Annotated in this window: 13 protein-coding genes and 1 pseudogene; 8 read left to right on the top strand and 6 right to left on the bottom strand. The window is 71.0% G+C overall.

All coding sequences use genetic code 11. The features are described from left to right. Positions 1 to 89 precede the first annotated feature (89 nt). Both JGS39_RS00515 and JGS39_RS00510 read left to right on the top strand, forming a co-directional pair. Positions 90 to 923: a helix-turn-helix domain-containing protein gene (locus JGS39_RS00515; RefSeq protein WP_219566477.1), complete on the top strand. Its 834-nt coding sequence runs from the start codon at positions 90 to 92 to the stop codon at positions 921 to 923. Next, positions 920 to 1129, top strand: a complete 210-nt coding sequence (locus JGS39_RS00510; protein ID WP_219566475.1) for a DUF397 domain-containing protein — start codon at positions 920 to 922, stop codon at positions 1127 to 1129. Before JGS39_RS00515 ends, JGS39_RS00510 begins: the two co-directional genes overlap by 4 nt. Before the next feature lie 7 nt (positions 1130 to 1136). Here the strand turns inward: JGS39_RS00510 and JGS39_RS00505 are convergent, their stop codons facing one another. From JGS39_RS00505 to JGS39_RS00495, 3 genes are all read right to left on the bottom strand, one after another. Next, complete coding sequence (locus JGS39_RS00505; RefSeq protein WP_219566474.1) at positions 1137 to 1781, bottom strand: histidine phosphatase family protein; 645 nt, start codon at positions 1779 to 1781, stop codon at positions 1137 to 1139. A gap of 127 nt (positions 1782 to 1908) precedes the next feature. After that, a complete protein-coding gene (locus JGS39_RS00500) occupies positions 1909 to 2808 on the bottom strand; it encodes an aminoglycoside phosphotransferase family protein (RefSeq protein WP_219566473.1) in 900 nt (299 codons plus the stop codon). A 140-nt stretch (positions 2809 to 2948) separates the two neighbouring features. Then, entirely contained in the window at positions 2949 to 3314 is a 366-nt protein-coding gene (locus JGS39_RS00495) for a MerR family transcriptional regulator (protein WP_219566471.1), read from the bottom strand. A gap of 59 nt (positions 3315 to 3373) precedes the next feature. On the opposite strand from JGS39_RS00495, the gene JGS39_RS00490 reads away from it, so the two are divergent. Next, the gene (locus JGS39_RS00490) at positions 3374 to 4285 is read left to right on the top strand and encodes an aldo/keto reductase (protein ID WP_219566470.1); all 912 of its coding nucleotides are present in this window, start codon (positions 3374 to 3376) and stop codon (positions 4283 to 4285) included. Between the two features lie 114 nt (positions 4286 to 4399). On the opposite strand, the gene yicI is transcribed toward JGS39_RS00490, so the two are convergent. Both yicI and JGS39_RS00480 read right to left on the bottom strand, forming a co-directional pair. Continuing rightward, on the bottom strand, positions 4400 to 6655 hold the full coding sequence (gene yicI, locus JGS39_RS00485; protein ID WP_219566469.1) for an alpha-xylosidase: 2256 nt from the start codon (positions 6653 to 6655) through the stop codon (positions 4400 to 4402). A 62-nt stretch (positions 6656 to 6717) separates the two neighbouring features. Continuing rightward, positions 6718 to 7969: pseudogene (locus JGS39_RS00480) on the bottom strand (FGGY family carbohydrate kinase). Positions 7970 to 8236: 267 nt separating this feature from the next. Between JGS39_RS00480 and xylA the strand changes: the two are divergent. The 5 genes from xylA to JGS39_RS00455 all read left to right on the top strand — a co-directional run bounded on the left by xylA (position 8237) and on the right by JGS39_RS00455 (position 14057). After that, on the top strand, positions 8237 to 9406 hold the full coding sequence (xylA, locus tag JGS39_RS00475; RefSeq protein ID WP_219566467.1) for a xylose isomerase: 1170 nt from the start codon (positions 8237 to 8239) through the stop codon (positions 9404 to 9406). A gap of 180 nt (positions 9407 to 9586) precedes the next feature. Further along, positions 9587 to 10825, top strand: coding sequence for a sugar ABC transporter substrate-binding protein (locus tag JGS39_RS00470; protein WP_219566592.1), 1239 nt, complete (start codon positions 9587 to 9589; stop codon positions 10823 to 10825). A gap of 12 nt (positions 10826 to 10837) precedes the next feature. Continuing rightward, the gene (locus JGS39_RS00465) at positions 10838 to 11809 is read left to right on the top strand and encodes a carbohydrate ABC transporter permease (RefSeq protein ID WP_219566465.1); all 972 of its coding nucleotides are present in this window, start codon (positions 10838 to 10840) and stop codon (positions 11807 to 11809) included. Between the two features lie 5 nt (positions 11810 to 11814). Beyond that, on the top strand, positions 11815 to 12669 hold the full coding sequence (locus JGS39_RS00460; RefSeq protein ID WP_219566464.1) for a carbohydrate ABC transporter permease: 855 nt from the start codon (positions 11815 to 11817) through the stop codon (positions 12667 to 12669). Between the two features lie 8 nt (positions 12670 to 12677). Continuing rightward, complete coding sequence (locus JGS39_RS00455) at positions 12678 to 14057, top strand: GH1 family beta-glucosidase (RefSeq protein WP_219566463.1); 1380 nt, start codon at positions 12678 to 12680, stop codon at positions 14055 to 14057. 89 nt (positions 14058 to 14146) lie between these two features. On the opposite strand, the gene JGS39_RS00450 is transcribed toward JGS39_RS00455, so the two are convergent. Next, positions 14147 to 15379: an ROK family transcriptional regulator gene (locus JGS39_RS00450; protein WP_219566461.1), complete on the bottom strand. Its 1233-nt coding sequence runs from the start codon at positions 15377 to 15379 to the stop codon at positions 14147 to 14149. Positions 15380 to 15504: the final 125 nt, after the last annotated feature.

Genomic DNA, 15504 nt, shown 5'->3' with positions numbered 1-15504 from the left:
GGGTGCCGGCCGGTCGTGGTTCTCACGTGCGGGTGGATCTGCGTCGATCAGTGGGTACGCGGCCATGGGCAGCCGCTACGTTCCGTGCCATGCCGCAGCCGAAGGACCTGGACCCGTACACCGATCCCCGCGCCTTCTACGGTGCCGAGTTACGCCGCCTGCGCGAGGCGGCCGGACTGTCCCAGGGCGAGCTGGGCTCCCGGGCGTTCTGCTCCGGCACGTACATCGGGCTGTTCGAGGCGGGGGAACGGCGCCCACAGCTCGAACTCTCCCGGTCCCTCGACGAGTTGCTGGGTAGCGGCGAGCATTTGCAGCGGCTGTGCCGGCTGGCGCGGACGTCGAAGGTGGCGGGGTACTTCGCGGACGCGGCGGAACTGCAATTGCAGGCATCGTCCATCGGGAGCTACACATCCATGCTCGTCCTCGGACTCCTGCAGACCGAGTCGTACGCGCGGGCGCTCACCCGGGCCGCTCATCCCTTCGCCGCCACGGATGTCATCGAGGGACACGTCCGCACGCGCATGGAGCGTACGAGTCTTCTCGACTCACCTACCGCGCCCGTGCTTTGGGTGGTCCTTCACGAAGCGGCCCTGCTTCTGCCGGTGGGCGGCAACGCTGTGATGGCCGAGCAACTCTCGCACCTGGCCGAACAGACGGACTCCCGCCCACGCATCGTCACTCAAGTGCTTCCGTTCTCCGCCGGTGCGCATCCCTTTCTGCACGGGTCGATGACGCTGATGCAGTTCACCGACGCTCCCACCGTCGTGTACACGGAAGGCGCCTACAGCGGCCAACTCGTGGAAGAACCACTGCTGGTGGAGCAGTTCCGCTCCGCATACGATCTGGCCAGGGCTGCCGCGCTGTCGCCGGAGGCATCCCTGCAAAGGATCGTCTCGGCGGCGAAGGAGTTCGCGACGCCATGAGCACCACACCTGACCTGAGCACGGCCGTCTGGCGCACGTCGTCGTACAGCAACGGCGACGGCGGCGAGTGCGTCGAGGTAGCCGACAACGTCCCCGGCATCGTCCCCGTACGCGACAGCAAGACCGGCCCCGAGGGGCCGGCGCTCGCCTTCGCGCGGGAGCGCTGGGCGCCCTTCGTCGCTGCCCTCGGGGACGGCTCTCTCTGAGTCGCGCTCAGACGTGTTCCGGGGTCTCCGGAACGGCCGTGGGAAACAGACTCTCCGGCAGAGTCACGTTCCACGCCGTGATGACCGGCTGGCCGTGCTCCCTGCCGAGCCGGGACACAGCGCCCGTGGCGAGCTGGAAGAGCGTGCCCTCCGCCGGGGTCAGGCCCAGGTAGCGGGCCGTCAGGACGCGCAGGAAGTGGGAGTGGGCGACGAGGGCGATGTCCTCGTCACCGGCCCGTCCTGCGGCTTCCCTGACCTCGGCCAGGATCCGGTCGGCCCGTTCGCCGACCGCTGCGGGGGTTTCGCCCGGGTGGGCCTCGGGGCCCGGCGTGACGCCGTCGCTCCAGAGGTTCCAGTCGGGGCGGGTGCGGTGGATCTCCCGGGTGGTGATGCCCTCGTAGCCGCCGTAGTCCCACTCGCGCAGCTCAGGGGTGATGCGGGGCGCGGCAAGCCCCGCGAGCTCGGCGGTTCGCCGGGCCCGTACCGACGGGCTGACCAGGGTGAGGGCGATGTCGCGGTCGGCGAGCAGGGGGGCGAGGGCACGGGCCTGACGTTCACCGAGGGGCGTCAGGGGCAGGTCGGTGTGGCTCGTGTGCTGTCCGTTCCGGGACCACTCGGTCTCGCCGTGCCGGATCAGGATCAACTCGCCCATGTGAAGGCCATCCGCTCTCAGTGCTGTTACCGCTCACGTGCTGTCGATGGTGCGAACCCGCTGGTCCACGATCGCATTCCTTGCCTTGGTGAGGCGGGCGGGCGCGCCCGGAAGTGACCGGATGCCGCTACGCCCGCTGCCGCTGATCGGCGAGGATCTCCGCGATGACGTGCCGTGCGGTGTCGGCCATGAACGCGTTGGTCTCCCGGTAGTACTGGAGCTCCATCAGCGCGATCGACAGCGCCCAGCCGATGCCCCGCGCCCAGGCGGCGTCGTCCGCCTCGACCGCGGTGCGGAAGGTGTCGCGCGCCGCGGCGGGCAGCACGTACCAGGCTGCGATCAGGTCGACGGCGGCGTCGCCCAGGCCGAGGCAGCCGAAGTCGATGACGGCGGTGAGCCGGCCGTCGGCCGTCAGCATGTTCCCGGGTTGCAGGTCGGCGTGGATCCAGACGGGAGGACCGGCCGGTGCGGGTACGCGCAGGGCCGTCTGCCAGATCTCGGCGGCCGCCGCGGTGTCGATCTCGGTGGTCAGGTCCGCGAGGGCCTTGCGGACTGCGCGGTCCCGGGCGGCCAGGGGCTCGCTGCGGTAGGACGGGGGCCCGCCGGTGGGGTCGACGCGGTGGAGCGCGGTGACGAAGCGGGCCAGGTCCCGGGCGAGCGGGACGGCTTCGGCCGTGTCGCCGACCGCCGGGCAGCTCCCGTCGAGCCAGCCGTAGACGGACCAGGGGTGGGGGTAGCCCTCGCCGGGAACGCCCGCGCCCAGCGGTGCGGGGATCGCGACCGGGAGCGAGGACGCGAGGCGCGGCAGCCAGTGTTGCTCCTTGGCGGTGTCGTCGGCCGAGCCCGCTGTACGGGGAAGCCGCACGACCAGGTCCGCGCCGAGCCGGTACATCGCGTTGGCGGTACCGGCGGCACCGACGCGCTCGACGCGGAGGCCGGACCAGTGCGGGAACTGCGCGGTGATCAGCCGGCGGACCAGGGCGTCGTCGGTCTCGGGCTCGTCGGCGTGCATGCTGCCCGCGCTCATCGGCACCTTCCGGATCAAGAGGTCTCCCTGGCCACCGGACATACGACCTCAGCGGGGATCCACCCGTCAACGCCTTTCCGGAACACCGGCCGAGGGCTGTGGCCGTCGGCGATGAGAGCGGGACAGGATCCGGCCGCGTCTCAGACCGCCGTGCGCTCGCTGAGGTCCAGCAGGGCGACCAGCGAGGCGCGGCTGCGCTCCAGGTCGGTGATCCGCTCATTCACGCCGGCCAGCTGCCCGCGCAAGTAGTCCCAGGTGCAGGCGGCCAATGCAGGTGCGTCGTCCGGCCCCGTGCCCTCCACGCAGGGCAGCACCTCGCGGATCACCGCCGTCGGCAGGCCGGCCGCCAGCAGGTGGCGGATCCGTCGCACGGTCTCCGGTGCGTCCGGACCGTATCTGCGGTGGCCCCCGGAAGGGCGCTCCGAAGCGAGCAGTCCCTGCTCCTCGTAGTAGCGCAGCAGCCGCGGGCTGACCCCGGTCTCCCGGGCGAGATCTCCGATCTTCATGTGACCCCCCTCACATATGCTTGTATCTCACATCGGTGTCAGATCGTAGCGTCGCAGCCATGACGAACGAGAGCCCCACCCTCATCAAGGCCACCTTCGACCTGGGCGGCGACCTGACCGTCCGCCGGATCGGCTACGGCGCCATGCGTCTGGCCGACGGACCCGCAGCCCCCGGCTCCGACCCCGCAGCCGCCGCCATCTGGCGGGCCCCCACCGACCGGGCCGCAGCAATTGCGCAACTTCGCCGGGCAGTTGAGCAGGGCGTCGACCTGATCGACACCGCCGACGCCTACGCCCTGGGCGCGGGCGAGGAGCTGATCGCCGAGGCCCTGCACCCGTACGACGGGGTGGCCGTGGCCACCAAGGCCGGTGTGGTGCGGCCGGGACCCGCCGAGTGGGTGCCCCTGGGGCACCCCGCGTACCTGCGTCAGCAGGCCGAACTGAGCCTGCGCCGACTGCGGGTGGAGCGCATCGATCTGCTCCAGCTGCACCGGATCGACCCGGCGTACCCGCTGGCCGACCAGTTGGGCGCGCTGAGGCAGTTGCAGGACGAGGGGAAGGTCCGGCACATCGGGCTCTCCGAGGTCTCCGCCGGGCAGTTGCGCGAGGCCGTGGCCATCACTCCGATCGCCGCGGTGAACAACCTCTACAACCTGACCGCCCGGCAGAACGAGGCGGTGGTCGACCTCACCGCCGAACTCGGCATCGTCTTCCTGCCGTTCTTCCCTGTCGCCATGGGCGGCCACGCAGGACCGCAGAGCCCGGTGGCCGCTGTGGCGGGCGAACTTGGCGCAACGCCCGCCCAGACGGCCCTGGCCTGGCTTCTGCACCGCTCGCCGACCCTGGTACCGATCCCCGGCACCTCCTCCCCGCAGCACCTCGAAGAGAACCTGGCCGCTCTGCAGCTGCAGCTGTCCGAAGACCAGTTCGCCCGGCTCTCCGCACTCGGCACCGAGGACGGCACCGCGTGAACGGCACCGCCCGGTCGGAGCAGCAGGACTCTGCGGTACGCCTCCACGCGTCCCGCGGCCGGCCCCTCCGCCCGGGCGCGCCCGGCGCCGCGAACGGAGGGGGCGGTCTCTTTCTCAGCCCTTGACGACCTCGAGTGCCGCGTCGCCGACGACCACGACCTCGTACGGCCGGTCCGTGTCGGCCGTGACGCGGAGCGTGCCGCCTTCTCGGACCAGTTCGTACGTGGCGGCCGGGGCACCCGTGAGGTCGGGGACCGTCACCGTGCGGGTGAAGTCGCCGAGGCCCTCGGGGGCGTACACGCGCAGCTCCAGGTTCTGCGTCCAGTCCCCGTCGGGTCGGGAGGCGTCCGCGCCCAGCGGCAGGACCGCGCCGGGGCGGACCAGCAGCGGGAGGCTGTCGAAGCCGTGGGTGCCGTGGTGCCAGGCGGGGCCGGTGACGGTCTCGCCGGTCAGGAAGTGGGTCCAGGTGCCCTCGGGGACGTAGTACTCGACCTGGCCGTCCTCGCTGAAGACCGGCGCCACGAGGAGGTCGGCGCCCAGCAGGTACTGGCGGTCCACCGTGCGGGTGGCCGGGTCGTCGGGGAACTCCAGCAGCATCGGGCGCATGGTGGGGACGCCGGTGCGGTGGGCCTCGACGGCGGCTCCGTACAGGTACGGCATGAGGCGGTGCTTGAGTTCGGTGAACTGCTTGGCGACCGCGACGGCCTCGTCGCCGAACTCCCACGGCACGCGGTACGAGGAGGAGCCGTGCAGGCGGCTGTGCGAGGAGAGCAGGCCGAAGGCGAGCCAGCGCTTGAAGACCCCCGGGTCGGGCGTGCCCTCGAAACCGCCGATGTCGTGGCTCCAGAAGCCGAAGCCGGACAGGGACAGGGAGAGGCCGCCTCGCAGGGACTCGGCCATCGCCTCGAACGAGGACCAGCAGTCGCCGCCCCAGTGGACCGGGAACTGCTGGCCGCCGGCGGTGGCGGAGCGCGCGAAGAGGACGGCCTCGCCCGCTCCGCGTTCCTTCTCCAGGAGCTCGAAGACGGCCTTGTTGTACAGGTGCGTGTAGTAGTTGTGCATCCGCTCCGGGTCGGAGCCGTCGTGCCAGACGACGTCGGTGGGGATGCGCTCGCCGAAGTCCGTCTTGAAGCCGTCGACGCCCTGGTCGAGGAGGGTCTTCAGCTTGGCCTGGAACCACGCGGTGGCCTCGGGGTTGGTGAAGTCGACCAGCGCCATGCCGGCCTGCCACTTGTCCCACTGCCAGATGTCGCCCTCGGGCGTGAGGACGAAGTAGCCCTTCTCCGCGCCCTCCGCGTACAGGGCGCTCTTCTGCGCGATGTACGGGTTGATCCAGACGCAGATCTTCAGGCCCTTGTCCTTGAGCCGGGCGAGCATGCCCTCCGGGTCGGGGAAGGTCTGCGGGTCCCATTCGAAGTCGCACCACTGGTACTCGCGCATCCAGAAGCAGTCGAAGTGGAAGACGGAGAGCGGGATGCCGCGCTCGGACATGCCGTCCACGAACGAGGTGACGGTCGCCTCGTCGTAGTTGGTGGTGAACGAGGTGGTCAGCCAGAGACCGAACGACCAGGCCGGCGGCAGGGCCGGACGGCCGGTGAGCGCGGTGTAGCGGGTGAGGACGTCCTTGGGCGTGGGTCCGGCGACGACGAAGTACTCCATCGTCTGGTCCTCGACGCTGAACTGCACCTGGCCCACGGCTTCGGAGCCAACCTCGAAGGAGACCTTGCCGGGGTGGTTGACGAAGACGCCGTAGCCGCGCGAGGAGAGGTAGAACGGGACGTTCTTGTACGCCTGTTCGCTGCTGGTGCCGCCGTCCGCCTGCCACATGTCGACGACCTGGCCGTTCTTGACGTACGGGGTGAACCGCTCGCCGAGGCCGTGGATCGTCTCGCCGACGCCGATGGCGAGCTGGGCGAACATGTGGTGGCCGCCGTCCTGGACGGTGGCGAAGGCGGTGCCCTTGCGCCCGGCGGAGGTCAGCACGCGGCCGTCCGCGTCCAGGAACTCCAGGCCGAAGCCGCCCTCGGTGGGCAGGCGGAGCGTGAGCGGGCCGCTGGTGAGTTCGGCGGCGGGGCCGTCTTCGCGGGTGGTGGCCGTGGTGTCCCCGGTCGCGCCGGGGAGGACGAAGTCCGGGCCGGGGCGGCGCTTCCCCGAGAGGTGGGTGACGCGGACGCCGATGACGCCCTCGGCGGCGGCGTACGCCTCCACCGTGATCAGGGGGGCGTTGAGGGTGTCCCCGCGCCGCGTCACGCGCTTGACGGCGGCGTGGGCGGTGAGGCGGTCGGCATCGAGACGCAGGTCGCGGATTTCGGTGGCGTACGAGGCGTTCACACCGTCTCGCATCTGCCAGAAGCCGTCGGTGAACTTCATGGGGGGTCTTCCTTAAGCGGTGGTACGGGGGGCGTGCGGGGTACGTCGTCAGGGGGCGTCGTTCAGGGGTGCGTCGTCAGGAGTGCCGGTGCGGCCCGGTCAAGGACCGAGGTCACCCGGTCCCAGGTGGCCGTGTCCCGGGGCACGGCGGGCAGCTTCCGGCCCTCACCGGTGCCCCACTCCGTCGCCAGGGCCACCGGGTCGCGGCCGGTGGCGGCGCCCGCGGCGAGGGCGGCCGCGCCCAGGGCGACGAGCTCGCCGGAGTCCGGAAGGATCACAGCACGCCCGGACAGGCGGCGCACGGTCTCCACCCACATCGTGCCCTTCGCTCCCCCGCCGATCAGGCGCAGCGGCGCGTCGGGCGCGTCGAGCGGCAGTTCCTCCAGGGCGCGCAGGACGGCCACGACCGCGCCCTCGTAGGCGGCGCCGAGGATCTGCTGCCGGGTCGTGTCGTGCCGCAGGCCGTGCAGGAGCCCGGAGGCGGCGGGGAGGTCCGGGGTGCGCTCGCCGTCCAGGAAGGGCAGCAGCACGGCCTCGCCGCCGGGTACGGCGTCCTCGCGGTCCAGGCCGAGCAGCTCGGCGACCTTGTCCACGGCGAGGGTGCAGTTCAGGGTGCAGCCCAGCGGGAGGCGGGTGCCGTCGGTGGCGGCGAATCCGGCGAGGAGCGCGGAGTGCGGGCGGTTGCGGGTGGCGGCGAAGACCGTGCCCGAGGTGCCGAGGCTGACCACGGGGTGGTCGAGGAGGCCCTCGGCCCCCAGGCCCAGGCCCACCGCGGCGGCCATGTTGTCGCCGGTGCCCGCGGCGACGGGGATACCGGCGGGCAGGCCGAGGGCGCGGGCGGCATCGGCGGTGAGGTGTCCGGCGCGGGTGGCCCCGGTGGCGGCGACCGTGGACAGCATGTCCGCTCGGATGCCGGTGAGGGCGAGCAGCTCGGGGTCGTAACCCTGGGTGGCGGGGTCGTACCAGCAGGTGCCGGACGCGTCGCCGGGGTCGGTGACGGCGGCGCCGGTCAGCCGTTCGGTGAGGAAGTCGTGCGGGAGGCGGACTGCGGCGGTCGCGGCGGCCGTGGCCGGTTCGTTCTCGCGCAGCCACTGCCACGTCGACGGCCGTGCGCAGGGCCTGCCACCACTGCTCGGGGTCGCTCTCGCGGGCGCCGCCCTGTCCGGTCACGGTGTGCGGGGCGCGGCCCACGGCGAGCAGCCGGCCGGTGGCGGTGTCGACCACGGCTGCCTTGGTGGACTGGGTGGAGCTGTCCACACCGATGACGGCCGATACCGGTGCGGTGGCCGGGTTTCTGGCTGGTCGCGACGGCATGTCGTACCTCGTTCCTGTGGGTCCCGATTTTGATCGTACACAAAACAAATAATTCTTCGAAGCGCTTCGACGCACGCGGAAGCCGCCGACACCCCGCCCCGCCTGGGCCGCAAGACCCCACGACAGACTGCCATGTTGTCCCTATGTGACGCATGTGTCACAGAAGTGGTCTAGAAACAAACGCCAAGATGCCGTATTAGTACTGCCAGCAAACAAATCGGTCGGACGGCAGAGCAGCCGCCCGGGCCATGTCGAAGAGGCAGCAGAATGTCGAATCGCTTCACCCCCACCCCCGCCGACCGGTTCACCTTCGGGCTCTGGACCGTCGGCTGGCGAGGCAACGACCCCTTCGGTGACGCCACCCGCCCCGCTCTGGACCCGGTCGAGTCCGTCGAGCGGCTCGCGGAACTCGGCGCGCACGGTGTGACGTTCCACGACGACGACCTGATCCCCTTCGGGTCCTCGGACTCCGAGCGCGCCGCGATCGTGTCCCGCTTCAAGGGCGCCCTGGACCGCACCGGTCTCAAGGTCCCCATGGCCACCACGAACCTCTTCACGCACCCCGTCTTCAAGGACGGCGGCTTCACCGCCAACGACCGCGACGTCCGCCGCTTCGCGCTGCGCAAGGTCGTCCGCAACATCGACCTCGCCGTCGAACTGGGCGCCGAGACGTATGTCGCCTGGGGCGGCCGCGAGGGCGCCGAGTCCGGCGGGGCCAAGGACGTGCGCGTCGCGCTGGACCGGATGAAGGAAGCGTTCGACCTGCTCGGCGAGTACGTCGTGGACCAGGGCTACGACCTGAAGTTCGCGATCGAGCCCAAGCCGAACGAGCCGCGCGGCGACATCCTGCTCCCGACGGTCGGCCACGCCCTGGCGTTCATCGAGCGCCTGGAGCGCCCGGAGATGTACGGCGTGAACCCCGAGGTCGGCCACGAGCAGATGGCCGGGCTGAACTTCGCGCACGGCATCGCGCAGGCCCTGTGGGCGGGCAAGCTCTTCCACATCGACCTCAACGGCCAGTCCGGCATCAAGTACGACCAGGACCTCCGCTTCGGCGCCGGCGACCTGCGCCAGGCCTTCTGGCTCGTCGACCTGCTGGAGAGCTCGGACTACGCGGGCCCGCTGCACTTCGACTTCAAGCCGGTGCGCACCGACGGCATCGACGGGGTGTGGGAGTCCGCGAAGAACTGCATGCGCAACTACCTGATCCTCAAGGAGCGCGCGCTGGCGTTCCGCGCCGACCCGGCGGTCCAGGAGGCGCTGGCCGCCTCCCGTCTGGACGAGCTGGCGCAGCCCACCGCCGCCGACGGCGTCAAGGCCCTGCTCGCGGACCGTTCCGCGTACGAGGACTTCGACGTGGACGGCGCCGCCGAGCGCTCGATGGCCTTCGAGGCGCTCGACCAGCTCGCCATGGAGCACCTGCTCGGCGTCAGCTGACCCCACCGGGGGTGTCCGGCGCGGACCTTCGCCGTCGGACACCCCCTGCTCCCCGGGCGTGGGCCTGCCGGACCCGCGCCCGGGCGGACGGATCCACCTCGTCGGGACACAGTGGTCCCCCCGGGCCCGGCACCCCTCTCACGCAAGGGCACCATCGTGACAGCACCTTCTCCGGACGGCATGCGCCAGCCGCGCCGCCGTCCTCACCGGCGGGTCATCGTCCCGCTCACCGTCGTCTCCGCGCTGGTCGGCGGCGTCGTCCTGTCCGGCTGCGGGCAGCAGCGGGACGCGGACGTGTACACCGTCATGAACTCGTCGACCGACGAGTCCTACCACCGCTGGGACGCCCAGACGCTGGCCCGGTGCAGCAAGACGCTCGGGGTGAGGATCGAGCAGCAGAGCGTCCCCGCCTCGCAGGTGATGACGAAGGCCCTGCGGATGGCGTCCTCGAAGTCGCTGCCTGACGTGCTCCAGCTGGACGCCTCGGAGATGCCGACGTTCGCCGAGGCCGGCGGGCTGATCCCGCTGAAGGACCTCGGTCTGACGACGAAGGACATCCCCGAGGGCATCGTCAACTTCGGCTCGTACGACGGGAAGTACTACGGGGCGGCGCGCACCGTGAACACCCTGGCGCTGTTCTACAACAAGGACACCCTCGCCAAGGCCGGCCTGGAGGTGCCCACCACCTGGGCCGAGATGCAGGCGACCGCGAAGACGCTCACGCAGGGCAAGCGGTACGGTCTCGCGCTCAGCGCGGGCGGTGCGGAGGACGGCGTCTTCCAGTTCGCCCCGTTCATGTGGTCCAACGGCGGCGACGAGACGAAGCTCGACAGCCCGCAGGTGGCAGGCGCGCTGGACTACTGGAAGGCCCTCCTCAAGGACGGCTCGCTGTCCAAGTCGACGGTCAACTGGACCCAGGCCGACGTGAACGACCAGTTCATGGCCGGCAACGCGGCCATGATGATCAACGGCCCGTGGCAGGTCGAGAGCCTCAACGCCAAGAAGGGGCTGAACTGGGGCATGGCCCAGATCCCCGTTCCGAAGGCGGGTGACGACTCGGTGGGCCCGCTGGGCGGGGGAATCCTGACCGTCCCCAACACCGGTGACGAGGCGCGGGAGAAGATGTCCGCCCGCATCATCGGCTGCATGTCGGGCGAGCAGGAGCAGATCACCTACGCGATCAACAGCTGGATGGTCCCGGCCAACGAGAAGGCCGCGGCCGTGTGGCGTACGAAGGCACCGGAGCTGGCCGCCCTCGCCGACCAGGTCGCCACGGCCCGTTCGCGTACCGCCAAGCTCGGCGCGCAGTGGTCGTCCGTGTCGCTGGCCCTGCAGAGCGCCTTCCAGTCCGCGCTCACCGGTGAGTCCAGCGAGGCCGCTCTGAAGCGTGCCCAGCAGCAGGTCACGAGCGGGAACTGAGGTATACGAACCATGTCATCCACCACAGCCTCGGCCGCCGCGCTGCCGGCCGACCCGAAGGCCCCCGCGGCCGGTGCGGTCAAGAAGCCGGTGAACCCGCGGAGCGCCAAGCGGCGCCGGACGCTCGCCCAGTGGGGGTTCATCGCCCCCGCCGTGATCTTCATGGCGCTGTTCTTCGGCTACCCGCTCGTCCGCAACATCGTGATGAGCTTCCAGGACTACTCGCCGTCCACGTTCTTCACCGGTGAGGCGCCGTTCAACGGCTTCGACAACTGGAGCAACGTCTTCAACGACGGGCTGTTCGGCAAGGCCCTGTGGCAGACGATCCTCTTCACGGTCGGATCACTCGTCGGCCAGTTCTGCATCGGCCTGGGCCTCGCCGTCTTCTTCACCCGCCGCTTCCCGCTGAACGGGATCCTGCGCTCGCTGATCCTGCTGCCGTGGCTGGTCCCGATGGTCGTCTCCGGCATCGTGTGGCGGCGCATCTTCGACCAGGACACCGGTGTCCTCAACTCCTTCCTGGGCACCATCGGCCTTCCCGGTGACACGCCGTGGCTGACGAGCACCAGCATGGCGCTGATCTCGGTGATCCTGGTGAACATCTGGATCGGCATCCCGTTCAACATGGTGATCCTCTACGGCGGCCTCCAGGAGGTCCCCAAGGAGCTGAACGAGGCCGCCTCGCTCGACGGCGCGTCCGCCTGGCGTACGTTCCGCTCGGTCACGCTGCCCATGCTCAAGCCCGTCATCACCGTGGTGCTGGTGCTCGGCTTCATGTCGACGGTGAAGATCCTCGACCTGGTCCTCGCCCTCACCGACGGCGGGCCCGCCGACTCCACCCAGACGCTCGGCACGCTCACGTACCAGAACTCCTTCGTCCAGATGGACTTCGGGGCCGGTGCCGTGGTCGGCAACATCCTGATCCTGATCTCCGCCGTCTTCGCGGTGTTCTACCTGCGGGCCAACCGCAACGAGGGGAAGTGACCGGCATGGCGACCACCACCCAGATCCCCGCCGCCCCGGCTCCCGCCGTCCACCGGCGAAAGCGCCGCTGGGGAGCGACCGTCCTCGGCGTCGTCATCCTCGCGGTGATGCTGTTCCCGCTGTACTGGATGATCAACACCGCGCTGCAGCCCGACGCGAGCCTGGTCGACGTCGGCCCGGTCCCGACGGGCGTGGACTTCTCCGGCTTCACCTCCGCCCTGACCGAGCAGGGCGGCAACCTGCTGACCTCGCTGGCCGTGGCGCTCGGCGCCGTGGCGATCTGCCTGGCGATCTCCGCCCCGGCGGCGTACGGCCTGGCGCAGTTCAACCTGCGCGGCGGCAAGACGATCGTCTTCGGCACGCTCATCACCCAGATGGTGCCGGGCATCGTCATCGCGAACGCCCTGTACAGCGCGTACGTGGACCTCGGACTGGTCAACTCCTACTTCGGCCTGATGCTGGCGGACGCCTCGCTGGGCATCCCCTTCGCGATCGTGCTGATGCGCTCGTTCATGGTGTCCATCCCGCGCGAGGTCATCGAGGCCGCCGAGGTCGACGGCGCCGGCCGCATCCGTACGTTCATCCAGGTCGTCCTGCCGATGAGCCGCAACTCGCTGATCACCGCCGGGCTGTTCTCGTTCCTGTACGCGTGGAGCGACTTCATGTTCGCGCTGACGCTGAACACCACGGACGACGTCAAGCCGATCACACTGGGCATCTACCAGTACATCGGCGCCCACGTCGGTGACTGGGGTTCGGTCATGGCGGCCTCGGTCCTCTCGGCCGTGCCCGCCGCGGTCCTGCTCGTCCTGTCCCAGAAATACATCGCCGCCGGAATCACCGGCGGCTCGGTCAAGTAAGGGTTTCCATGAGTGACTTCCCGGTCTTCCCGCCCGGTTTCGTCTTCGGCGCGGCCACGGCCTCGTACCAGATCGAGGGCGCCGCGGATGAAGACGGCCGCGGGCCGTCCATCTGGGACACCTACAGCCACACGCCGGGGAAGACCGACGGCGGTGACACGGGGGACGTGGCGTGCGACCACTACCACCGCTACCCCGAGGACGTGGCGCTGCTGCGTGACCTCGGCGTGGACTCGTACCGCTTCTCGATAGCCTGGTCGCGCATCCAGCCCGCGGGCTCCGGGGCGGTCAACGCCAAGGGCCTGGACTTCTACTCCCGGCTGGTCGACGAGCTCCTCGAAGCGGGCATCGAGCCGGCCGCCACCCTCTACCACTGGGACCTGCCGCAGGCCCTGGAGGACAAGGGCGGCTGGCGGGTACGCGAGACGGCGGAGCGCTTCGGTGAGTACACGGCGATCATGGCGGAGCACCTGGGCGACCGGGTGCCGCGCTGGATCACGCTGAACGAGCCGTGGTGCAGCGCGTTCCTCGGCTACTCGGTGGGCCGGCACGCGCCCGGCGCGAAGGAGGGCCGCGGGGCCCTGGCCGCCGCGCACCACCTGCTCGTCGGCCACGGTCACGCGATGACCGCGCTGCGCGCGGCGGGTGTCCGCGAGGCGGGCATCACGCTCAACCTGGACCGCAACGTCCCGGCCACCGAGTCGGACGCCGACCTGGCCGCGGTCGTCCGCGCGGACACCCAGCACAACCTCGTGTGGACCGAGCCGATCCTGGCGGGCCGCTACCCGGTCACCGAGGAGGAGACCTGGGGCGAGCTCATCACCGCGCAGGACTTCCGGCGCGAGGGCGACCTGGAACTGATCTCCCAGCCGATGGACTTCCTGGGCATCAACTACTACCGCCCCATCGTGGTCGCCGCCGCCCCGCACCGCGAGGCCGACCCGGCCCTGCGGGTCGCCACCGACAACCGGTACAGCGAGGGCGAGTACCGGGGCGTCCGCAAGACGGCGATGAACTGGCCGGTCGTGCCCGAGTCCTTCACCGACCTGCTGACCGCGCTGAAGCAGACGTACGGGGACGCGCTGCCGCCGGTGCACATCACGGAGAACGGCTCGGCGGAGTTCGACACCGTGGACGCCGACGGCTCGGTGCACGACGCGGACCGCGTCGCGTACCTGCGGACGCACCTCACGGCGCTGCGTGCGGCGATGGACGCGGGCGTCGACGTGCGCGGCTACTACGTCTGGTCGCTGCTGGACAACTTCGAGTGGGCGCTGGGTTACGCGAAGCGGTTCGGGATCATCCGGGTCGACTACGACACCCTGGAGCGCACGCCGAAGGACAGCTACCGCTGGTATCAGGAGCTGATCGCGGCACACCGGAAGTAGTTCCGGCCCGGTCCGGTCTCGTCCGGTCGGGTCCTGTTCTGCCCCCGTTCGCCCTGCTGCGGACGGGGGCGGTTCCTTGCGCGGACCCCTCAGCGCGCCGCGTACGCCGCCGGGTCCGCCAGGACCCCGCGCACCACCCGCGCCGCCGCGCCCCGGGCCGCGTCGCCGGAGAGCGAGGAGGCCCGCAGCCCGGTGCCGTCGTCCCGCCACCGGCCCGACACCACCCGGTCCGCCAGCTGTGCCTGGGCCGCCCCGGCGAGCCACGGCATCAGGTCGCGGTAGATGCCGCCGAGCACGACGGTGTCCAGGTCGAAGAGGTTGACCGCACCGGCCAGCACCACGCCCATGCGGTCCCCGGCCGCCCGCATCACCTCCAGCGTGTCCGGGTCGTCCGACCTCGCCCGCTTCTCCAGCTCACCGAGTCCCCGCACCCCCGCGGCCGGGTCGATGCCGGCGGCCCGGAGCAGGGCCGCCTGACCGGCGTACTGCTCAAGACAGCCCCGGGCGCCGCACCCGCACAGCGGCCCGTCCGGGTCGACGACCACATGCCCGACCTCCCCCGCGAAACCGTGGGCACCCCGCAGCAGTTCGCCCCGCAGCACCAGCGCACCGCCGACGCCGATCTCGCCCGTGAGGTAGAGGAAGCCGCGGGCGTCGCCGAGGCCGCCGAACCACAGCTCTGCCAGCGCCGCCAGATTGGCCTCGTTGTCGGAACTGACCGCCAGCGCCCGGCCCGCCGGCCTCAGTGTGCTGAGTGCCTGGCCGAAGATGCCTTCGGCCGCGACGCGGTACCAGCCCAGGTTGGGTGCCTGGCGGACCATGCCGCCGGAGACGAGGCCGGGCAGGGCCAGTTCGACACCGACGGCCCGCAGCCCCTGCTCGCCGGTCGAGGTGATGACCCGGTTGGTGAGCCGGGCGGCGTGGGCGAGGACCTCGGCAGGCGGGGTGTTCCGGTTGTCGATGTGCTCGGTGACGCGGACCCGGTCGGTGCCGGTGAGCCCGACCGCGCACACCGAGACGTAGTCGATGTTGATCTCGACGCCGAGCCCGGCCGGGCCGGTCTCCGACACCTTCAGGACGGTGCCGGGGCGCCCGGCGCTTCCGCTGAACGTCTTGCCGGACTCGGTCAGATGGCCGAGGGACAGCAACTCCTCGACGAGCGAAGAGACCGCCGCCCGGGTCAGCCCGACGCGGGCCGCCACCCGGGCGCGGGTCACCTCGCCCTCCTCCAGGACGGCACGCAGGACCAGGCCGAGGTTGTTGCGGCGCACGGACTCGGCTCCGGCCTTGGCGCCGGGTGAGGGAGGCTGGATCGTCGTCATCAGACCATCGAGCGTAGGCCCTCGGCATCCCGCGCGACGCGCGCACCCGCGGACGACCTGCGGTTTCCGTCCGCCGCGGCCGGCCGGACCGAGGATCACGGGCCTCGCGCGCACCCATGGCTTCC

The sequence above is a fragment of the Streptomyces poriferorum genome, from assembly GCF_019399235.1.
GTDB lineage: Bacteria > Actinomycetota > Actinomycetes > Streptomycetales > Streptomycetaceae > Streptomyces > Streptomyces poriferorum.
The sequence above is the reverse complement of the archived record's forward strand: the minus strand, read 5'-3'. Positions and strand labels throughout refer to the sequence as shown.

Excerpts from the sequence above, each read along its gene's own strand:
- JGS39_RS00515 (WP_219566477.1), top strand. The coding sequence starts at position 90 with ATGCCGCAGCCGAAGGACCTGGACCCGTACACCGATCCCCGCGCCTTC.
- JGS39_RS00510 (WP_219566475.1), top strand. The coding sequence starts at position 920 with ATGAGCACCACACCTGACCTGAGCACGGCCGTCTGGCGCACGTCGTCG.
- JGS39_RS00505 (WP_219566474.1), bottom strand. The coding sequence starts at position 1,781 with ATGGGCGAGTTGATCCTGATCCGGCACGGCGAGACCGAGTGGTCCCGG.
- JGS39_RS00500 (WP_219566473.1), bottom strand. The coding sequence starts at position 2,808 with ATGAGCGCGGGCAGCATGCACGCCGACGAGCCCGAGACCGACGACGCC.
- JGS39_RS00495 (WP_219566471.1), bottom strand. The coding sequence starts at position 3,314 with ATGAAGATCGGAGATCTCGCCCGGGAGACCGGGGTCAGCCCGCGGCTG.
- JGS39_RS00490 (WP_219566470.1), top strand. The coding sequence starts at position 3,374 with ATGACGAACGAGAGCCCCACCCTCATCAAGGCCACCTTCGACCTGGGC.
- yicI (WP_219566469.1), bottom strand. The coding sequence starts at position 6,655 with ATGAAGTTCACCGACGGCTTCTGGCAGATGCGAGACGGTGTGAACGCC.
- xylA (WP_219566467.1), top strand. The coding sequence starts at position 8,237 with ATGTCGAATCGCTTCACCCCCACCCCCGCCGACCGGTTCACCTTCGGG.
- JGS39_RS00470 (WP_219566592.1), top strand. The coding sequence starts at position 9,587 with ATGCGCCAGCCGCGCCGCCGTCCTCACCGGCGGGTCATCGTCCCGCTC.
- JGS39_RS00465 (WP_219566465.1), top strand. The coding sequence starts at position 10,838 with ATGTCATCCACCACAGCCTCGGCCGCCGCGCTGCCGGCCGACCCGAAG.
- JGS39_RS00460 (WP_219566464.1), top strand. The coding sequence starts at position 11,815 with ATGGCGACCACCACCCAGATCCCCGCCGCCCCGGCTCCCGCCGTCCAC.
- JGS39_RS00455 (WP_219566463.1), top strand. The coding sequence starts at position 12,678 with ATGAGTGACTTCCCGGTCTTCCCGCCCGGTTTCGTCTTCGGCGCGGCC.
- JGS39_RS00450 (WP_219566461.1), bottom strand. The coding sequence starts at position 15,379 with ATGACGACGATCCAGCCTCCCTCACCCGGCGCCAAGGCCGGAGCCGAG.